Source organism: Stenotrophomonas sp. HMSC10F06, from assembly GCF_001807865.1.
GTDB lineage: Bacteria > Pseudomonadota > Gammaproteobacteria > Xanthomonadales > Xanthomonadaceae > Stenotrophomonas > Stenotrophomonas bentonitica_A.
Genome location: NZ_KV791266.1, coordinates 17,794 through 36,630 on the forward strand (window position 1 = coordinate 17,794; position 18,837 = coordinate 36,630).

13 protein-coding genes are annotated in these 18,837 nt (G+C 67.3%); 2 read left to right on the forward strand and 11 right to left on the reverse strand.

From position 1 onward, the window contains the following. Positions 1–3 precede the first annotated feature (3 nt). Both HMPREF3113_RS06875 and HMPREF3113_RS06880 read right to left on the reverse strand, forming a co-directional pair. Entirely contained in the window at positions 4–699 is a 696-nt protein-coding gene (locus tag HMPREF3113_RS06875) for a hypothetical protein (protein ID WP_139146311.1), read from the reverse strand. Positions 700–830: 131 nt separating this feature from the next. After that, positions 831–3,824, reverse strand: a complete 2,994-nt coding sequence (locus tag HMPREF3113_RS06880) for a TonB-dependent receptor (protein WP_046272431.1) — start codon at positions 3,822–3,824, stop codon at positions 831–833. Between the two features lie 343 nt (positions 3,825–4,167). On the opposite strand from HMPREF3113_RS06880, the gene HMPREF3113_RS06885 reads away from it, so the two are divergent. After that, positions 4,168–5,721: a thioredoxin family protein gene (locus tag HMPREF3113_RS06885; protein WP_070471565.1), complete on the forward strand. Its 1,554-nt coding sequence runs from the start codon at positions 4,168–4,170 to the stop codon at positions 5,719–5,721. Positions 5,722–5,791: 70 nt separating this feature from the next. Here the strand turns inward: HMPREF3113_RS06885 and HMPREF3113_RS06890 are convergent, their stop codons facing one another. Together HMPREF3113_RS06890 and fusA are read right to left on the reverse strand one after the other, a co-directional pair. Continuing rightward, positions 5,792–6,718 carry a M14 family metallopeptidase gene (locus HMPREF3113_RS06890; RefSeq protein ID WP_070471566.1) on the reverse strand — a complete coding sequence of 309 codons (927 nt, stop codon included), beginning with the start codon at positions 6,716–6,718 and terminating at the stop codon, positions 5,792–5,794. A 165-nt stretch (positions 6,719–6,883) separates the two neighbouring features. Then, positions 6,884–8,932 (reverse strand): elongation factor G, encoded by a 2,049-nt coding sequence (gene fusA, locus HMPREF3113_RS06895; protein WP_070471567.1) that lies wholly within the window; start codon positions 8,930–8,932, stop codon positions 6,884–6,886. 568 nt (positions 8,933–9,500) lie between these two features. Here fusA and HMPREF3113_RS06900 point away from each other — a divergent pair. After that, positions 9,501–11,699 (forward strand): TonB-dependent siderophore receptor, encoded by a 2,199-nt coding sequence (locus HMPREF3113_RS06900; protein ID WP_083298741.1) that lies wholly within the window; start codon positions 9,501–9,503, stop codon positions 11,697–11,699. 80 nt (positions 11,700–11,779) lie between these two features. Here HMPREF3113_RS06900 and HMPREF3113_RS06905 read toward each other — a convergent pair whose 3' ends face one another. The 7 genes from HMPREF3113_RS06905 to HMPREF3113_RS06935 all read right to left on the reverse strand — a co-directional run bounded on the left by HMPREF3113_RS06905 (position 11,780) and on the right by HMPREF3113_RS06935 (position 18,722). Beyond that, positions 11,780–12,547, reverse strand: coding sequence for a heme ABC transporter ATP-binding protein (locus tag HMPREF3113_RS06905; protein ID WP_046272435.1), 768 nt, complete (start codon positions 12,545–12,547; stop codon positions 11,780–11,782). Beyond that, positions 12,544–13,587 carry a FecCD family ABC transporter permease gene (locus tag HMPREF3113_RS06910; RefSeq protein ID WP_070471568.1) on the reverse strand — a complete coding sequence of 348 codons (1,044 nt, stop codon included), beginning with the start codon at positions 13,585–13,587 and terminating at the stop codon, positions 12,544–12,546. The genes HMPREF3113_RS06905 and HMPREF3113_RS06910 overlap by 4 nt, the downstream gene beginning before the upstream one ends. An 11-nt stretch (positions 13,588–13,598) precedes the next feature. Further along, positions 13,599–14,633: a heme/hemin ABC transporter substrate-binding protein gene (locus HMPREF3113_RS06915; protein WP_083298739.1), complete on the reverse strand. Its 1,035-nt coding sequence runs from the start codon at positions 14,631–14,633 to the stop codon at positions 13,599–13,601. A gap of 69 nt (positions 14,634–14,702) precedes the next feature. Then, the gene (locus tag HMPREF3113_RS06920; protein WP_046272436.1) at positions 14,703–16,085 is read right to left on the reverse strand and encodes a YncE family protein; all 1,383 of its coding nucleotides are present in this window, start codon (positions 16,083–16,085) and stop codon (positions 14,703–14,705) included. A 121-nt stretch (positions 16,086–16,206) separates the two neighbouring features. Continuing rightward, a complete protein-coding gene (locus tag HMPREF3113_RS06925; RefSeq protein WP_139146312.1) occupies positions 16,207–17,214 on the reverse strand; it encodes an alpha/beta hydrolase in 1,008 nt (335 codons plus the stop codon). 109 nt (positions 17,215–17,323) lie between these two features. Next, positions 17,324–18,076, reverse strand: coding sequence for a hypothetical protein (locus tag HMPREF3113_RS06930; protein ID WP_070471569.1), 753 nt, complete (start codon positions 18,074–18,076; stop codon positions 17,324–17,326). Between the two features lie 85 nt (positions 18,077–18,161). Continuing rightward, on the reverse strand, positions 18,162–18,722 hold the full coding sequence (locus HMPREF3113_RS06935; protein ID WP_237393533.1) for a TetR/AcrR family transcriptional regulator: 561 nt from the start codon (positions 18,720–18,722) through the stop codon (positions 18,162–18,164). Positions 18,723–18,837 lie beyond the last annotated feature (115 nt).

An 18,837-nucleotide genomic window follows, 5' to 3' on the forward strand; every position in this document is an offset into this window, starting at 1 on the left:
CCGTTACTGCGTCCAGTACACGGCCTTGAGCGCCTCAGCCAAGCGGGATGCCGCTTCCTGCTGGCTGAAGGGTGGCGTGCGCGGCGGGTCATACACGTCCGGGCGCGTGCCGGCGACGACCAGATCGATCGCATAGCAGGCACCGTTATGGACTGCGCGGTAGCTCTCGGCGCTGACGTAATGGCTCATGGCGGCATCACCGGCCGTGAAGTGGGTGAACGGCACGCCGCCGATATCGACAGTGGCCGATGCCGCAGGGCCCGTTGCTTCGGCCGGTGGTTCCAGGCAGGACGTGATCTGCTTTGCTTCAGCACTGCGGCCGATCCGCAGTTCGCCGGCCGTGACCCGATCCGATCCCTCCAGCACCAGCGCCACCAGCGGCGTCCCCTTGCTGTCCGGCGGTCCAAACAGCTTCCAACTGGGCGAGGCCAGGTAGTCACGCTGGAAATCGAGCGCAACCCGCACTCCCGCCACCGGACCCACCGCAATGCCCGGCTTCGCTTCCTCATACACAGGTGACGGCCGCTCGGCCGCTGCCGCGGCGGGCACTGGATCAGCGGCCTTCGCCGCGCCCGGATCAGCGCCGCTCGGCAGCGCCACGGGTGCGGCACCGTCCTCGCCCTGCGGCGAGCAGGCACACAGCAGCGCCGTCAAACCGGCTGCCATCCACCCTGCCCTGTTTCGGATCTGCGTCTGCATGAGAGGCTCCACTGGGAATGGGCCCAGACTGCCTCGGGATCCGTGAACGACGTGCCACGCCCTGGGGCGTTCGCGTTGGTGCGGCTGCCGGCGGGCAGGGGCTCCCTCCCCCACCCGCCTGGCCCTGTCCCTCAGTAGTCGTAACTCACACTGACCCGCAGCGAACGGGGCGCCTGACGCACGGTTGCCGCGCCATACAGCGGATCCGGCTGTCCCGGATCCAGCTCGGCGTACGGCGATTTCCACAGCGCCACCTGGCTGTTGAACACATTGAACACGTCCAGGTTGAAGCCCAGCCGACCATCGGCCACTGCCGGGCGGTAGGACACCCCCAGGTCAAGCTGCTTCAGCCACGGTAGGCGCCCCTGGCTCCCGGGAGGCGCCGGCTGGCCGTTGTAGAAGTGATACGCGATGCCGTAGCCGGATGGGTCTTCGAAGTCCGGCCCGTACGAGCCCAGCGCACTGAACGGCGAACCCGAGAGTACCTTCAGGTTGGCCGATACCAACCATTCCGGGGTGAGCTGGTAATAGCCGTGCAGCTTGAACTGGTGGGTATGGTCGTTGCTCTGTGGCCCGTTGGTGTGCTCCATCAGCTGGGCGTAGTCCCACGCCTGCGTGGTGGACACCGCCGTCTGGCCGATCCCCGAGAGCAACTGGCCTTCAGTGGTCCCGTAACTGCGTGACCAGGTGTAGTCGCCGCGGGCATACCAGCGGCCATCGAACGGATGTTCCAGCGAGAGGTTCACCGCGTAGTAGTTGCGCTTGAACTGCGGGAAGCCCATTTCCGCGTTGCTCAGCGGAACCGTCACGTAATTGCCGCCGGTATCGACCAGGTTGAAGGTATTGGCGCGCCCCGGATTGATCAGCCAGCAGCTGACCGGGTTGCTGTCCTTGGTCACGTTGTAGCCCAGGCTGCTGGCCTTGCCGAGCACCGCATCGATATCGCAGTAGTCGTCCACGCCACTGCGCAGCACGCGGTAGGTCGCTTTGGCCCCGTACACCCAGTCCTGGCCGAGCGCCTTACTGAAGCCGAGGATGAACTCATCCTGGTAGGACGGCTCGATGCCGGAGGTGGCCACGGTCTTCGCATCCGGCAGCAGGCCATAGTTGTTGTTGGCCGAAACAGGATCGGAGAACCGGGTGAGGTCTGTCGGATAGCCGTTGCTGTCGATGCCGCCGTAGGTGTAGTACGTCGAGGTGGCCAGCGTCGCGCCAGCGGCGTTGAACGCCGGGTTCAGCGGCAGCGCCAGGTAATAGCGCCCCACGTTGCCGAACACCTTGAAGCGGCCATCACCGTCGACATCCCAGCTGAAGCCCAGGCGTGGCGCCCACTGCCCGCTGGTCTGCTTGATGTACGCGTCGCCATCGCGGTTGAAATTCGTGAACTGGTCCAGCCGCAGGCCAAGATTGAGCAGCAGCCGGTCGGTGACCTGCCAGTTGTCTTCAATGTACTGCGCCCGCTGCGACGCCCGTACCGAAGCCAGCGCGCTGTAGACATACTGGCGTACGTAATAGCCGTCCTCGCCATTGCGGATGCCACCGGTCGCCGGCACGCCCAGGCCGGTATTGATCGGCACGTTCGGGTTGGACTGCCCGTAGATCCAGTAGTAGCCATCGGCCGAGGCGACCGAACCGCGGTTCAACGCGCGGGCGTTCTGGTTGTCGATGCCGAGTGTGATGCTGTGGTCGCCCCACACGTAGTTCGCATCCAGGCGCAGGTTGTTGCTGCGGTTGCCGCGATCCGGATTGACCAGCAGCGAGGTGGTCTGCGCGTTGGTGATCGGCGTGCCACCGGTCAACGCCGGATTCTGCAGGTTGGGGCTGTTGAGGTAGGTCAGGCTGCCGTCGTAGGCCGGGTTGCCGATGTAGTCATCCGTGCGCATTTCGCCGTATTGCGCGCTGACGGTGAGCCGGTCGGTCAGGTAGCCGGTGTACTTGGCCGTCCACAGGTCGCCACCGGTCTTGGTGGTGTCGTCCTTGCCACGTTGGGCGCCACGGGTGAGCGTGTCGTAGTCATAGGCGAAGATGTCGCCACGGTATACATTGCGGCTGGAGGCGCCGGTCAGCTCCAGCAGGTGATTGTCGGTGATGTTCCAATCCACCTTGGCGTACCAGCGGGGGCGCTCGTACTCGTAGCGGGAATAGGAATTCGTCGCCTCCACATTCTTGACATCCGTGCCTTCACGGCGCTCCAGCTCGTAGGAGCCGAAGAAGAACAGGCGGTCTTCGATCAACGGGCCGCCGGCATAGATGCTCTGCGTGCTGACCCATTCGCGGTCCTTGCTCTCCGGCGCATACAGCGCGCCATCGCCGGGATAACGCACGTCGTCCTTGTCCGCACGCGTGGATGCCGGCTCCCAGGTGGCCTGGCCGCCGAAGTGCCACTGATTCGTTCCGCGCTTGCCGACCGCATTGATCACGCCGCCATCGGAGCGGCCGTACTTGGCGCTGTAGCCACCGGTGTAGATCTCCTGCTGGTCGATGCTTCCGTACGGCAAGGTCAGCCCGCCCAGGCCGCGCAGCGGATCGGTGCTGTTGAAGCCGTTGATGTAGTAGGCGTTCTCCGCTGCGGATGAACCGCCAAAGCTGACCAGCTGGGCGCCGGTTGGGCCGGCGTAGGTGCCGTTGCCGCTGTTGCCGATCACGCCGGGTGCGAGCTGGGCGATGGCCTCGGCCGAACGGCCCAGCGGCAGCCGCTGCAGTTGCTCTGCGGTGATGACCGTACGCGAATCCACGCTGCTCACATCGATCGCGGCGGCGGCACGGTCCGCGCTGACCTGGATGCCGTCCAGGCGGGTGACATCGCCGAACGATACTTCGGTACTGGTACCAACCGTCAGTGCGACGTCCTGGCGGGTCTGCAGCACCTTGCCGTCGGCGTCGCGCGCCTCGACCGAATACCGGCCCAGCGGAAGCTGGCTGATGGTATAGCGACCGCGTGCGTCGACGGTCACTTCGCGGGTGAGGCCGGTATCGCTGCGAACGAAAATACGCTGCGCCGATGGCGGCGCCTGGCCGGCGATCGCACCGGTGGTGGACTGTGCATGCAGGGTCGGGGAGGCGGTGGCAAGCAACACCGCCAACGCCAGCAATCGCGGGCGCAGGGAAGAACGAGCTGTCGTCATCGAAGGTCGTACGGGTAGTGGGGGAAGCCATGACTGTCACCGCCTCGGGGCGGAACGGACATCGCACATTCATTAACCCCGCTCGCGCCCCAATGCAGAAATGCGCAGGCGTTATGTGGTGTTTGCCGATGGCGATATCGACAGTGAAGAAACCATGACACGGGTCACCGCGCAGGCAGGTTCTGCTTGGTTACGCGTACCGGGCGCAGGCGTGCGGCGCGTGACTCATCACTGCGGGGTCTGCCGTCATGAGTAATCTGCATCAGTGTCAGGCCATCCGCGGCCGCGCGGCTTCCTACAATCGAGCCTGTCTGCTGCCCTCTCCAACTGCCTGGATGTCCTGATGCGCCTTGCTCTGTCCCTTGGTCTGCTGGGCGTGGTTGCCCTGCTGCCGGCCTGCACGCCGGCCCCCTCTCCCGCCGACGCTGCGGTGCCCGCGGCTACCGCACCGGCACCTGCGGAGATCGCCTGGCGCCATGGCGACGTCGACGACGCCTTCGCCGAGGCGCGCGACAGCGGCAAGCCCGTGCTGCTGTACTGGGGCGCGGTGTGGTGCCCGCCCTGCAACCAGCTCAAGGCCACGCTGTTCAAGGATCCGGCCTTCATCGCGCTGACCCGTCAGTACGTGCCCGTCTATCTGGATGGGGACGAGGAAGGCGCACAGGCCTGGGGCGAGCGCTTCGGCGTGCGCGGCTACCCGACCCTGATCGTGCTTGACCCGCAGCGCAACGAGCTCACCCGCCTGGCCGGTGGCAACGACAGTGAAGCCCTGACCCGCGCCCTCACCCTGGCTGCCAGCCGTCGCACCGCCGTGAGCGAGGTGCTGCAGCATGCCTTGACGGCACCACAGGATGTCAGCGCGGAGGACTGGCGCGTGCTCGGCGATTACGGCTGGGAAGTGGATGCCAATCGCCTGGCGGGCGAGCGCGATGCAGCGTCACTGCTGCAGCAATTGGCCACTGCTGCGCCCGAACCGGCGCTGCAACGGCGGTTCGCGTTGCTGGCGCTCGGTGCAGGCAAGCCGGACAACGCGCCGACCGCCGCGCAGCGCGACAGCACCCGCTCCCTGCTGGATGCCGTTCTCGCCTCCCCTGCGGAAGTGCGGGCCAATCGGGACCTGCTGGGCTATCAGGGCCCTGCCCTGGTGGCCCGCGCCAGTGCCACCCCGGACCAGGCCCAGCAACTGGGAACGCAGCTGCTGGGCGCGCTGGATGCCGCCGATCATGCCCTCGGCGACAAAGCCGATGCGCGGCTCGGCACCGTCATCACCGAGCTTGCCCTGCAGCGCCAGCAGCATCCCGACCAGGATATTCCAGCGGCGCTGAAGGCCAAGGCGCAGCAGCGTGTCGCGGCCGCCGATGCCGCCGCGACCACACCACACGAACGCCAGGCCACGATCAGTACCGCCGTCTATGTACTCCGCCAGATCAAGGACGATGCCGCGGCCGAGAAGCTCCTGCTGGCCGAGCTGGACCGCAGCCAGACACCCTATTACTACATGCCCGAACTGGCTGAACTGGCTGAAGAGCGTGGCGACAAGGCTTCTGCCATCTCCTGGCTGCACAAGGCCTACCAGGGTGCGCAGGGACCGGCCACGCGCGTGCAGTGGGGCGTTCTCTACGTTGAGGGGCTGCTGCGCTTGAGCCCGGACGATGCGCCGGCGATCGAGACGGCCACCACCGAAGTCATCGCCGATCTGGCTGCCCAGCCAGCTGGCTACCACCAGCGCACCCGCCAGCGGTTTGAACGGTTGGGCAGTGCGTTGCAGGCGTGGAGCCGCGATCATCACGGCGCGGAAAGCCTGACCCGGCTGCAGGCACGGATGACCGAAACCTGCGCGAAGGCCGCCAGCTCGACCGACAGCAGCGCAGGCTGCGAGCGGTGGCTGAAAAGCTGACCCGGCAGGTCAGCCCGTCGTCAGGAGCAAGGCGCCGCCCGTCGTTGGGCGGCGACCTCCAGCGAGAGGATCAGCGGCGCGGATGCGCCAGCGCAAAATCCAGGCCGGCGCACACCGCCGCAACCTGCGCATCGTTGCATTCCTGCGGCGACGTCCGCGGGCTGTCCGGGTAGACCTCGGTGGTGGTGGCGTACAGCGCGTCGGTGAAGCCGGCGCAGGCGCCGATCGAACGCGATTCGCCCCAGACCACGCCCGGCGACTGCAGCGGCATGCCGATCAGCTCGCCATTGGCATCGGCCGGGGCGATGTGCGTGATCTTCTCCACTGCGGCGATCAACGCCTGCTGGAACGTCGGCTGCGGATCTTCGCTGTTGCCGATCACATAGAAGCCATCGGGAATGATGTCCGGCACCAGGGCGATGCCATCGCGGGCGCAGCGCGCCGGATCGAACTCATGCAGGTCGCTGTCGGTCGTTTCGTGCAGGTCCAGGTGCACCAGCAGGTCATCGCCACGCGCGGCCATCCAGCGCATCAGCGACGCCGCTTCTTCGATCTGGCCATCACCACGGAAGCTGCGGTTGGGATCGATCGCATCGGGATTCCAGCGCTGGATGCGCTCATAGGCCCACGGGCTGACGCAGGGCGCCACGATCAGATTGATACGGCCCGCATACGCCTCGGCGTTCTGATCGAGGAACTGCAGCGCGCCATGCACGCCGCTGGTTTCGTAGCCGTGCACGCCACCGGTCACCAGCGCGGTCGTCAGTGCCGGATCCCACTCATGGCTGACCACCGCAAACAGCGGGTAATGATCCGGCGCGTAGTCCAGCTGCCCGTACTGCACCACATCGAAACGCTCGCCCAGGCGCTCGAGCGCGGCCACGACATCGTCGTGGTAGCTGCGCTGGCGCTGCTGGCCTGCGCGCCACCGGGCGCGTTCGGTGTCACCCCAGGGCTGGCCCGGCGTGCCGATGGGATAGAAATGCGTATTGCTCATGGTGGTACTCCAAGGATGTCATCCGGTCGCCGGACAGCTCACGCCGTCAGCGACACTGCACTGGATATTCTATCTGTGGCCGTGTGCATCCAGCTGTGCGGACTCCCAACGCTGACAGGTAAAGGGAGCCGGTTGCCCGGCTCCCTTTCCGTTCCGCTTTGGCCGTCAGGCCGTCTGCGCCGCTTCATACCCGTTCAAGCGCATGTCGCTGGACGCGCGTCCCTGGGTCAGCGAGCGCAGCGAAGTGGTATAGCCACCAAGCCGCGCCAGCGGGGCATACCCCAGCACCTCGGCCTGCCCGTCCTGGTCCTCGATCGAGGCCACCCGCCCACTGCGGCGGTTGAGGTCGCCGACCACATCGCCGACGTTGCCCGACGGTGCGTGGATGGCAATCTCCATCACCGGTTCCAGCAGCTGCGTGCCCGCCTGGGCCAGCGCCGCTTTCACCGCTTCACTGCCGGCGCGATGGAAGGCCATGTCCGAGGAGTCCTTGACGTGGGTCTGCCCATCCACCAGCGTCACCTCGACACCGACCACCGGATGGCCCAGCGGACCTTCGCCCAGTGCGGCACGCACGCCCTTCTCCACCGCATTGACGAACCCACGCGGAATCGCGCCGCCCACGGTGCGATCGACGAAGGTCACCTCGCCATCCTCGCGCGGGGCGAGGTCGATCAACACCTGGGCGAACTGGCCCTGGCCACCGGTCTGCTTGGCGACCTTGCCTTCCACCTGCTGCACGGCGCGCTTCGGCGTTTCCTGGTAGGCCACGCGCGGCTCGCCGGTGCGGATGTTGACGCCCCACTCCGTGCGCAGGCGCTCGACCATGACCTCCAGATGCAGCTCGCCCATGCCCCAGATCAGGGTTTCACCGCTGTCCGCATCGGTCTGGACACGGAACGACGGATCCTCCTGCGCCAGGCTGGCCAGGCCTTGGCTGATGCGGATCAGGTCGGACGCCTTTTCCGCGGTCAACCGCCACGCCAGCACGGCCTGCTGCGCCTGGATCGTATCGAGCAGCAGCGGGCGCGAGGGCGCACTCAGCGTTTCACCGCTGACCGCATCCTTCCAGCCCAGCACCGCCACGATGTCACCGGCCACGGCCTGCTTGATGTCGTGGGTCTGGTCGGCCTGCACCCGCACCAGGCGGCTGACGCGTCGCCCGTGTGCGTGCTGCGAGCTGGCCAGTGCGTCGCCCACCTTCAGCGTGCCCGAGTACACCCGCACGAAGCTCAGCGCACCGTGGTTCTGGTGCGTGATCTTGAACAGCAGCGCCGCCAGCGGGCCATCCGGGTCGGGCGGCAGCCGCACGTCGGTGCCGTTCTCCGTGGCGACCACCGCTGGCCGATCCACTGGCGAAGGCAGGTAGTCGACCACCGCGTCCAGCAGCGTCTCCACGCCCTTGCTCTTGAACGCCGAGCCCGCCAGTACCGGCACGCCCGCACCCGCCAACGCGCCGCGACGGATCGCCGCGCGCAGTTGTGCGTTGTCGATCGCCTCGCCTTCCAGCCAGGCCTGTGCCAGCACGTCATCGGCATCGGCCACGGCTTCGATCAGGGCCTCGCGCTGCGGCAGCCACTGGGCAGCCTCATCGGCCGTCCAGGCGTGACGCAAGGCGCCGCCCTTGTCGTCCCACTGCACGGTGCTGCGGTCAACCAGGTCCACCCAGCCGCTGAACTGGCTTTCGGTGCCGACCGGTACGCCCAGCGCCCATGGGGTGGCGCGCAGCTTCTCGCGCAGCTGCGTGAGCACGCGCTCGAAGGAGGCACCGGTGCGGTCCATCTTGTTGACGAAGGCGATCAGCGGCACCCCGTGGCGACGCGCCTGGCGCCAGACCGATTCGGACTGGGGCTGCACGCCGTCCACGGCGGAGAACACCGCCACCGCGCCGTCGAGCACGCGCAGGGAACGTTCCACTTCGATCGCGAAATCGATATGGCCCGGGGTGTCGATCAGGGTCAGGTGATGGATCGGCTCATCGCGTGGCGCCCAATGCGCCTGCACGGCGGCCGCGCCGATGGTGATGCCGCGCTCGCGCTCGATCGCCGAAAAATCGGTGGTCGCCGCGCCGTCGTGGACTTCGCCGACGCGATGGATCTCGCCGGTTTTCCACAGCAGGCGTTCGGTAAGCGTGGTCTTGCCGGCGTCGATGTGGGCAATGATGCCGAGGTTGCGCCGGAGGGAAAGGGTCTGGTGCGGGGTATGGGTGTTCATGGAATGGGTCTCGCTGCCAACATCGAGGAGCCGCACGCCGCCGTTGGCTAACGGGCGTGCGGCCAGGTTTGGGGCTCGGCGATCTGGTGCATGGCACGTTCTCCTTCAAACAGTTCTGGTACGTGGAAACGAAAAGAGCGCCCGGTGGGCGCTCTGCTCGGGGTCCAGGGTGACCGGTGTTCCGGTCAGCAGCCTCGCACTCCGATTGGCAGACGCGCCCGTGCCGCGTAAACGCGGGTCAGGGTAAAAAACGTCAGAAGCGGCATCGAAGTCATGGGGTCACCTGGGCTGTAGCCGGCATTGTAGACCTCTGACGGGTCGCCACAAGCCCTCATTGGATACATCGGCGCAACAATGAAGTCTAATTGGTCCGCATGCCTGCCATGGATGGGACGGCAATGGTCGCTGCCCGTTCGCACATGCGAATGTGTCGCAATTGCGTAGGCGGCGCAAATCCTTAAAATGGCGGCCTATGCGTCGCTTCGGCGACGCCCGCGAGGCCGGCACTGCCGATGAGGCATCGAGCCGGCGCCCGCGCCCCTTCCTCCGCGTTGTCGAGTTGTTGCCCATGTCCTGCTCTCTGCCCCTGAATCCGCGCCGGTTGCGCCCCAACCTGCTGGCCCTGGCCTGCGTGGCCGCCGCCCTCGTCCCCGCCGCGCACGCCCAGACCGCCACCGAGCTGGATGCCGTGCGCGTCAACGCCTATCGCGCCGCCAACAGCACCAGCGGCGCGACCAAGACCAGTACCGCCCTGGCGGAAACCCCGCAATCGGTGTCGGTGATCGAGCGCGCCGAGCTCGACGCCCGCGGCGTGCAGTCGCTCAACGATGCGATGCGCTACGTCGCTGGCGTCAGCCTGGAAAGCTCGGGCATCGACAACCGCGTGGACGACTTCCGCATCCGCGGCTTCGATGCCGGCAGCTGGTCCAACAACGTCACCCTGGACGGGATGCGTGCGCCGCAGGGCAGCCAGTGGAACCGCAGCATGTTCGACAGCTGGAATCTGGAACGCGTGGAAGTACTCAAGGGTCCGTCCGCCGTGATGTATGGCCAGGTGGCCCCCGGCGGCATGGTCAACCAGGTCAGCAAGACGCCGATGCCGGACCAGGCGCAGCAGCTGCGCCTGGGCGTGGATGCGAATGGCCAGTACAGCGCCGCCTTCGACGTCGGTGCCGGCACCGCGGGCGAGGATCACCTGTTCCGCCTGGTCGGCCTGTATCGCGACGGCCAGACCCAGATCAAGCGCACCGAACAGCAGCACTGGTTCCTCGCCCCCAGCTACACCTGGCAGCTTGCCGAACGTACCCGCCTGACCCTGCTGGGCATGTACCAGAAGGACGATGGTGGCTCGACCTACCAGTTCCTGCCGGCTGCCGGCACGCTCAACCCGACGGCGTCGGGCTACATGAAGAACAGCACCTTCATTGGTGAGCCGGACTGGAATACCTTCGACCGCACCCTGTGGACCGCCGGCTGGATGTTCGAGCACCAGTTCAACGACCACCTCACGCTGACCCAGAGCGCGCGGCGCACCCATGTCGATTCGCTGTTCCGCAGCGTGGTCACCTTCGGCGCACTCAACGCCGATGGCCGCACCCAGAACCGTCGCGGCGTGATGGGCACCGGCGACTCCGATGGCGACACCTTCGACACCCGCCTGCAGGCCCGTTTCAGTACCGGCGCGGTGGATCACACCGTGCTGCTCGGTTGGGATTGGCAACGTGCGGATTGGGAGGGCGTACGCAGCGCCATGAGCAGCCCGCGCCCGATCGACATCTTCAATCCGGTCTATTCGACCTACCGGCCGACAGTGACCACGGAAACCCCGACCGCCGGCATCAACCGGCAGAGGGGTGTGTATCTGCAGGACCAGCTGGCGCTCGGCAACTGGCGCATGACCCTGGGCGGCCGCTACGACTGGACCAAGGACGACAGCAGCAGCGCCAACCGCAATATCGCCACCGGCATCTCCACGCCGGGCGGGCGCAATGTGATCAAGAACGAGGCCTTCACCGGTCGCGCGGGCGTGCTGTACGTATTCGAGAACGGGCTGACCCCGTATGTGAGCTACGCGGAATCGTTCCAGCCCTCGACCAAGTCGCCGTTGGACAGCTTCACCCAGACCGCGTTCGAGCCGGTGACCGGTTCGCAGTGGGAGGCGGGGTTGAAGTACCAGCCCGCCTCGGCGGACGGCCTGGTGACGCTGTCGGTGTACGACCTGCGCCAGCAGAACATGATCGTGGACGATCCGGTGGCGTCGCATCGCAACTGCGGCGCCACGGGCACGGCGACCTGCTCGATCCAGGGCGACGAAGGACGGGTGCGCGGCATTGAACTGGAAGGCCGGATCACGCCGATCGAGGGCTTCAGCCTGATCGGCGCCGCCTCGCGGATGGACTCGGAAATGACCCGCTCGGCGCCTTACAAGGGCAAGGAACTGGCGATGGTGCCCGATTACAGTGCCTCGTTCTGGGCGGACTACACCTTCCAGGCGGGTGCACTGCGGGGCCTGAGCCTGGCGGCGGGCGCGCGCTACAACGGCGTGAGCTACGGCGACAGCGCCAACGTGTACCGGATTCCGTCCTACACCCTGTTCGATGCGGCGATCCGCTATGACGTGGGCCAGATCGGTGGCACCCAGGTGCAGCTGGCACTCAATGCCAGCAATCTGTCCGACAAGCGTTTCGTGTCGACCTGCACCGGCGTGTCGTCGTGCTACTACGGCAGCGGCCGCACCGTGATGGCAACCGCGCGCTTCGGCTGGTAACCGACCCTCCCGACAACGGTAGTGCCGGCCGCTGGCCGGCGCCCGTCATACCTTCAACGCGCCGGGAGAAATACCCGGCGCTAGGGATCGGTCACCACGACCAGTGGTACATCACGCTGCGGGTGACGCAGCACCAGCACCGGTTGCTGGTAGACCCGCTCGATATGCTCACGGGTCAGCACCTCGGTCGGTGTGCCATCGGCCGCCACACGGCCCTGTTCGAGCAGCACGATCCGGTCGGCATAGGCGGCGGCCAGATTCAGATCATGCAGCACCACGATCACGCAGGCGCCGGCATCGGCCAGTTCACGGACCGCGCGCAGCGTGCGTTCCTGATGGCGCAGATCCAGTGCGGCGGTGGGTTCATCCAACAGCAGCACTGGCGTGTCCTGGGTCAGCACGCGGGCGAAGGTCGTCCGCGCCGCCTCGCCACCGGACAGATGCTCCACCTCACGCTCGATCAAGGCGTGCAGGTCCGCACGCGCCAGCGCGTCGGCGATGCAGGCTGCGTCTTTCACCGGGTCCGGCGGATGCGGCAGGCGCCCCATCGCGACCACTTCGTGCACACGGAAGGCAAAACGGACCGCATGCTCCTGCGGCATCACCGCGCGCTCGCGGGCCAGCGCTTTGGCCTTCCACGCGGCCAACGGCTGCCCCTGCAGCAGCACCTCACCCTGCTCGGCCGCCAGATCACCTGCAGCCACCGCCAGCAGCGTCGATTTGCCCGCACCGTTGGGACCGACCAGTGCCGTCACCGAGCCGGGCAGGAAGTCCAGCGTGATGTCATCCAGGATGCGCCGCGCACCGCGGCTGAGCTGCACCGACCGCAGCTGCAGCAGCGCGCTCATGAACCGCTCCGGTGGCGCCGGCGCATCACCAGCCACAGGAAGAACGGCGCGCCGAGCGCGGCCGAGAACAGCCCCAGCGGAATCTCCGACGGCGGATCGAGCGTGCGCGCGGCGGTATCGGCGACCACGATCAGCAGGGCACCGGCCACGGCCGAGACCGGCAGCAGCCAGCGATGGCCCGGACCGACCAGCAGACGTACCACGTGCGGCACGACCAGACCCACGAAACCAATCGAGCCGGCGAAGGCGACCGCAGCGCCCACCAGCAATGCACTGAAGGCAATCAGCTTGAGCCGGATGCGTTTTACATCCAGGCCCAAGTGCTGGGCCTGGCGCTCACCGAGGGCGAGCATGTCCAGTGGCGTCGCCAGGCGCAACAGGGCGATCGTGCCGAGCACGAACACCGGCGCCACCGCGATCACATCCATCCAGTCGGCCTGGGCCAGCGAGCCCATCTGCCAGAACACCAGCGACTGCAGTTCGCTCTCGCTGGCGATATAGGTCAGGAAGCCGATCACGGCCGAGCAGAACGCGGCGATCGCGATGCCGACCAGCAGCAAGGTCGCCGTGCCGCTGCCCTGCCCCGGCCGTGCCAGCAGGTAGGTCAGCGTGATCGCGCCACCGGCACCGGCAAACGCCGCCAGCGGCAACGTCCACGCGCCGAAAGCACCGGCACCCAGCACGATGGCCGAGACCGCACCCAGGGCGGCGCCCTGGGTCACACCGACAATGCCGGGGTCGGCCAGCGGATTACCGAACAGGCCCTGCAGGCTCGCACCGGCCATCGCCAGTGCGGCGCCCACCATCGCGCCCAGCAAGGCACGCGGAATCCGCAGTTGCCACACCACGGCCAGATCGCGGGTGCTGACGCTGGCCGGATCGCCCAGCCCCAGCTTCCCCCCGATCGCCTGCAGCACCTCCATCGGTGGGAGCCGCAACGGACCCACCGCGAAGGATGCGATCACCGCGATCAGCAGACCGACCGCGGCCCAGATCAACACCGTCGCGCCACGGCGACGCGCAGGACTCGACACCACCATGCCTTACGCCCTCACGGGCGCGGCACCGTGGCGAAGGCGGCCGCCAGCGCGACCGCGCCACTGCCGGAAGCGACGCTGGCCGATTTCAGTTCCACATCCGGCATCACCCACACGCGGTTGGCCGCGCCGGCCGGCGTCTGGCGCAGCGTCGGGTACGCGCGCCACAGGCCCGCCTGGCCACCGAACAGGGCCAGATCGTTCTCGGTCACCAGGATCACGTCGGGCGCTGCTGCCACCACGCCTTCATTGCTCAAAGCGGAATAGTTGGCCACGCCGGCTTCATCGCCGATGTTGATGCCACCGGCCAGCGTGATCAGCTTGCCCGAGGCGCTGTCCGAGCCGGCCACCGTCGGCGCCCCGCCGGCACCGGTCGCGGAAACATGGATCACGCGCGGATGCCACGCCAGCGCGGCACCACTCGCCTTGGCCGCATCCAGCTGAGACTGCACCTTCGAGGCCAGCGCTTCACCCTGCTCGGCCATGCCGACCGCCGCGGCGACCTTGCGCACCTTGTCGGCCGCCGGCTGCAGATCGTCGACGATCACCGCCGCCTCGCCCGCGCCACGCAGCTTGGCGGCCAGATCGGAATGGCGACGCAGGCTGTTGCCCAGGAACAGGGTGCCCTGCAGGCTCAACACGCCTTCCACGCCGGTGGTGCGGTTGAACAGGAATTGTTTGGGGGCCTTGCGGCCGGACTCGGTGGCCGAGCGCAGCGGCGCGGCGTACACCTGATCATCCAGGCCAAGGGCTTCGAGCACGGCGATGATGTCATCCCCACCGGCGATGATCTTCGAGGTATCGATCACCGTCGTGGCCACGCCATCGTCGGAGGTGACCTGCGCCGGCAACTGCTGGGTGGCGCCCTCGATGTCCGGCACGTCCACGCCCACCACGCGCTGCCAACCCTCCGGCAGTGCTTCGGCGGACTGCGCGACGGGTGCCGCAGCGGCGTCGGCGGCAGGGGCGGCGGGCTCTTTCGAGCAACCGGCGATCACCGCGACCAGGGACAGGGCCAGCAGGCTGCGGCGGACATCATTGGACTTCATGGCAGTTCCTCTTCAATCAGAACGGCGGGGCTGTCCGCCCCGCCGTCAAAGCAACGCAGTGCGCTGAACTCAGTTCGCGCGGGTGCTGATGCGGGTGATGCGGTCGCCCTTGGGGTCCTGGGCATCACGCGACTTGTTGACGGCAAAGACGTTGCCCTTGCCATCCTCACGCACATGGTTCGGGAAGGTGCCGCCATCCAGGTTGCCGACCACCTTGCCGTTGCCATCGACCACCGTCACCGTGCCGGCACCGCGATTGGTCACGTAGGCCAGCTTGGAGACCGGCTCGAACGCCACGTTCAGCGCACCCGCGCCGACCGGCACGTCGTGCAGCACCTTGCCGCTGGCGACATCGACGATCAACAGGTTGTCGGTGCCCTGCGAGGCCACGTACAGGCGACCCGCCGCGGCATCATAGGCAACGCCGGAGGCGCTGATCGAGTTGCCCAGATCGATCACCTTCTCCACCTTGCCGGTGGTGGTGTCGATCACGGCCGCTTCGGGCGTGCCGATGCTGACGGTGAACAGCTTGCCGGACGCTTCATCCAGCACCAGGCTCATCGGGACGAACTTCTTGTCGTCCACGCCCGAGGCCAGGGTGATCGGCTCCAGCGGCTGCAGGGTGCGGGCATCGAACACCGAGAGATGATCCTCGCCGGCGGCCGAGGCGAACACCTTGCCATGACGTCCATCGACCACGATGTCGCGGGCATGCGGTACGGCGCCGACATCGAACTGGCGCACCAGCGACAGATCCTTCTGGCGATACACGGCCACGGTGTCCTGGCGGGTGTTGGTGACCCACACGTTGCCGTTGGCATCATCCACGCCCACGCCATACACCGCGAACACCGCACCGCCCTTGCCACCCGGAACTTCAGCCGGGGTGATCCTGGCGGTGACCTTCAGGCTCTTCGGGTCCAGCTTGAGCAGCTGCGACTGGGTCACCGGCGGGCGACCGACGGCGGCAGTGACGAACACCGCGTTGCTGGCCGCGCTGTACGCGGACTGATACAGCCCCTGGACCAGCTTGGCCGAGGTCTGGTTGAAGTTCTGCTGGCCGCTCAGCGGCAGGTTCGGCGAAACGCGCAGCGACAACACCGTCGCCGCGGACGGCTGGCTGGCACGCACGATCACCGGCTGCTGGCCGGGCACCGCATCGGAGGGAATCGCAACCTTGCCCTTGAAGTTGCCCTCGGCATCGACCACGTACGGGGTGGCATTGAGCACCGTCTCGCCACGCAGCAGGGTGACCTGCTGGCCCGGCACGAACTGACGGCCGATCACCTCGGCATCGCTGCCCGGCACCACGTTCTGGCCGCGGCTGACCACTTCGCCGCGGAAGCCGTTGGCCGGGGCATCGAAGACAGGCTGGGCGAACAGCGACGGGCTGGCCAGGGACAGCGCGAGGGCCAGGGTGGCGACACGCGGGAGGGATTTCAGGGTGTACATCAGCAGACTCCTTCTGTTGGGGGCGCGCCGGTTGGCGCGTTGTCACAGTGCTTGCCTTGGCGTGGCCGCGGTCCGTTGCGGCGGTGGCACAAGGCCACGGAACTGCCTGGGTATCGAAAAATCAGGGCGCCGGCGCGGGCGTGCCGCTGCGATCGGCGATGCCGTACAGCTGGCTCAGCGTGGCCTTGAGCGAGGCCGGCAGCATCGGCCCATGGCCAAGGCCGGGGAACTCGCGGTACTGCACCGTCAGGCCGGGCACTTTCGCCAACCGGCTGGCCAGCTGCTGCGCGGCATCCGGGGTCGCGCCGCCGATGCGGCGCAGGTGCGCGACCACGCGCGGATTGGTCATGTCGCGCACACCGCGGTTGCCCGTGCGCTCGTCACCGCCGAGCATCACCGTCACCTGCGCCGGCTGGCTCTGGTTGTTGGCGATGAACTGGCGTTCCATGTCGCCCAGCGGTGCGCCCTGGCTCCACCACAGTGACGGGCTGGCCGACACGTAATGCTGGAAGGCGGCCGGCCGGGTATACAGCGTACTGACCACGAACAGACCGCCGAGCGAGTGGCCCCACAGCGACTGCTGCTGCAGATCGATGCTCGCGCGGCGCTGCACTTCCGGCTTGATCCGGCGCTCGATCAGATCCAGAAACGCATATGCGCCGCCACCGCTGGACTGCGACGTGCCGTTCTCATCGTCGGCGGTGTCGATCCATGCGGTGTAATCGCGGGTACGGGCGGGGGAATCGATGCGCAGGTCGTTGTCGTAACCGATGAACACCAGCACCGGCGCGGCGTGCGCGGCCAGGTCGGCCAACATGGCCTGGTCCAGCACCATCGCCGCGGCATTGCCATCCAGCATGTACAGCACCGGGGCGGGCGTAGCGGCCGCCTTGGCCGGGACACCGATGTTCACGCGCCAGCGGCGGGCCTTGTCGGGGCTGTCCAGCACGAAATGTTCAAAGCGATAGCTCTGCGCCGGCTGGTCCAGCACCGTCTCGCCAACCTTCTGTTCGGGATTGCGCTGCTGCGCCGCCGCAGGCGACAACGCGGCCATGCCGATGGCGGTGGCCACGCCCAGCGTGCGCAGCCACGGCGATACGGAAGAGATCAGGGAGGAAGAAACGATCATGACAACCCGAAGCGAGAGACAGTGCTATCCCGCCAGTGTAACTCAAATGAGAATGGGTATCACTGACGTTGCGCTGAGCGCCCTGCCATCGCGCTCACCATGCACGGGCTCAGCGCGCGCAATCGCCCGACGCCTTGCGCGCCGCACCCACCGTCGCACCGCCCTTGCCGGCGACGGACATCCAGCCCTTCAGCGGGAAGCTGTCCGGCACCGACGCCGCCATCGGCGCCGAGCCGATCACCAGCTCCCGCCAGGTACCCACCGGCTCCAGCTCGGCCAGCCGCGCGGCCTGGTCATCATCGGTGCTGACCACGTCATCCGGCCCGGAGGGCGCCTTGGCGGTCGTCCCGGTCTTGGTGGCCCTGATCCGCAGCTCGCCACTGGTCGCACTGGTCACCGCCACCGCGTAGTGCTCCTTGCCATAGGCCCACGGCGTTTCGTGCTGCACGGTGGCGGTCTGTCCTGCGGCAGGCAGTACCAGCGCATCGCCCGCGGCCGCCTGCACCATCGCTATGCCGCCCATCACCGCCATGTACATCCCGTACGCACGCATCTGCTTCTCTTCCTGCGTCTTCGCCTCGGGCGCACCTGGCCAGTTTGCCTCCAGATTGAAATGCGCCTTGCCGTTGCACAGCGTCAGCACCACCGGCGTGCCCTCGCCTTCGCCCAGGCTGATCAGGCTGTCGCCGTTGCGGAACTGCTGCACATGGGCCAGCAATGACGCACCGCTCGGCGGCACCTGGTTCACCTCGATACGCGACGCCGCCTTCAGACGCTCGTTCAACGAGATCGTCATGGCAGCAGCGGGCAGCGCTGCGCCGATCGCGGCAGCAAGTACAAGCACAGGCAGGAAAACGCGCATGGGATCCAGTCCAAGAGGGCGGGACATCATACGCGTCCGGCCATCGCTCACTCGCACGCCCATGGCCCTGCACCGCGCAAAGCGCTCAGCTACGCGTCACCATCGCGGTGATCGTCGCCGCCAGCTCCTGCACGGCCTGCTGCGCGGTGATATCGCCCGTGGTGGCGGCATAGGAGAGCCCTTCTGCCGCGCCCAGCATGCCCCACAATCCCGCCTGGGCCAGCACGCCCGAGGGTGCGAACGGTGACAGCAGCGCGCGGCACTGCTCGAGAAACACGACGTCGTACTCGCGCTTGATCCGTGCCAGTTCGGGCGAACCGGCCAACGCCGCGATCACGCCGGGAATCTCACGCCCCTGCTTCATGACGCAGGCGACGTAGGCATCGGCAATGACCTGCGCCTTCTCGGCGAGCGTCGGACCGCTGTCTGCAAACCGCGCCTCCATCACCACGCCCTGGCGCGCATCGAAATCCTGGTACAGCGCCGCGAGCAGACCGGCCCGCGTACCGAAATGGTCATACACCACCGGCTTGGTCACCCCGGCCTGCTCGGCCAACCGCCCCAGGGTCAGCGCGTCGGTGCCTTCCTCGCGCACCAGCCGCCACGCTTCCTCCAGCAACTGGCGCAGGCGATCGTCGCGGGTCATGCGGCGGCGAGGCGCCACCGGAACGGCAGAGTCGAGCGGGCTTGACATCGCTATATACCAATCGTAACTTAAAGTTCGTAACTTACCGAAAGTATACAACCTCCTCCCCTTGGAC

Bases quoted from the DNA above. Each gene is read 5' to 3' on its own strand.
- HMPREF3113_RS06875 (WP_139146311.1), bottom strand. From the start codon at position 699: ATGCAGACGCAGATCCGAAACAGGGCAGGGTGGATGGCAGCCGGTTTG.
- HMPREF3113_RS06880 (WP_046272431.1), bottom strand. From the start codon at position 3,824: ATGACGACAGCTCGTTCTTCCCTGCGCCCGCGATTGCTGGCGTTGGCG.
- HMPREF3113_RS06885 (WP_070471565.1), top strand. From the start codon at position 4,168: ATGCGCCTTGCTCTGTCCCTTGGTCTGCTGGGCGTGGTTGCCCTGCTG.
- HMPREF3113_RS06890 (WP_070471566.1), bottom strand. From the start codon at position 6,718: ATGAGCAATACGCATTTCTATCCCATCGGCACGCCGGGCCAGCCCTGG.
- fusA (WP_070471567.1), bottom strand. From the start codon at position 8,932: ATGAACACCCATACCCCGCACCAGACCCTTTCCCTCCGGCGCAACCTC.
- HMPREF3113_RS06900 (WP_083298741.1), top strand. From the start codon at position 9,501: ATGTCCTGCTCTCTGCCCCTGAATCCGCGCCGGTTGCGCCCCAACCTG.
- HMPREF3113_RS06905 (WP_046272435.1), bottom strand. From the start codon at position 12,547: ATGAGCGCGCTGCTGCAGCTGCGGTCGGTGCAGCTCAGCCGCGGTGCG.
- HMPREF3113_RS06910 (WP_070471568.1), bottom strand. From the start codon at position 13,587: ATGGTGGTGTCGAGTCCTGCGCGTCGCCGTGGCGCGACGGTGTTGATC.
- HMPREF3113_RS06915 (WP_083298739.1), bottom strand. From the start codon at position 14,633: ATGAAGTCCAATGATGTCCGCCGCAGCCTGCTGGCCCTGTCCCTGGTC.
- HMPREF3113_RS06920 (WP_046272436.1), bottom strand. From the start codon at position 16,085: ATGTACACCCTGAAATCCCTCCCGCGTGTCGCCACCCTGGCCCTCGCG.
- HMPREF3113_RS06925 (WP_139146312.1), bottom strand. From the start codon at position 17,214: ATGATCGTTTCTTCCTCCCTGATCTCTTCCGTATCGCCGTGGCTGCGC.
- HMPREF3113_RS06930 (WP_070471569.1), bottom strand. From the start codon at position 18,076: ATGCGCGTTTTCCTGCCTGTGCTTGTACTTGCTGCCGCGATCGGCGCA.
- HMPREF3113_RS06935 (WP_237393533.1), bottom strand. From the start codon at position 18,722: ATGACCCGCGACGATCGCCTGCGCCAGTTGCTGGAGGAAGCGTGGCGG.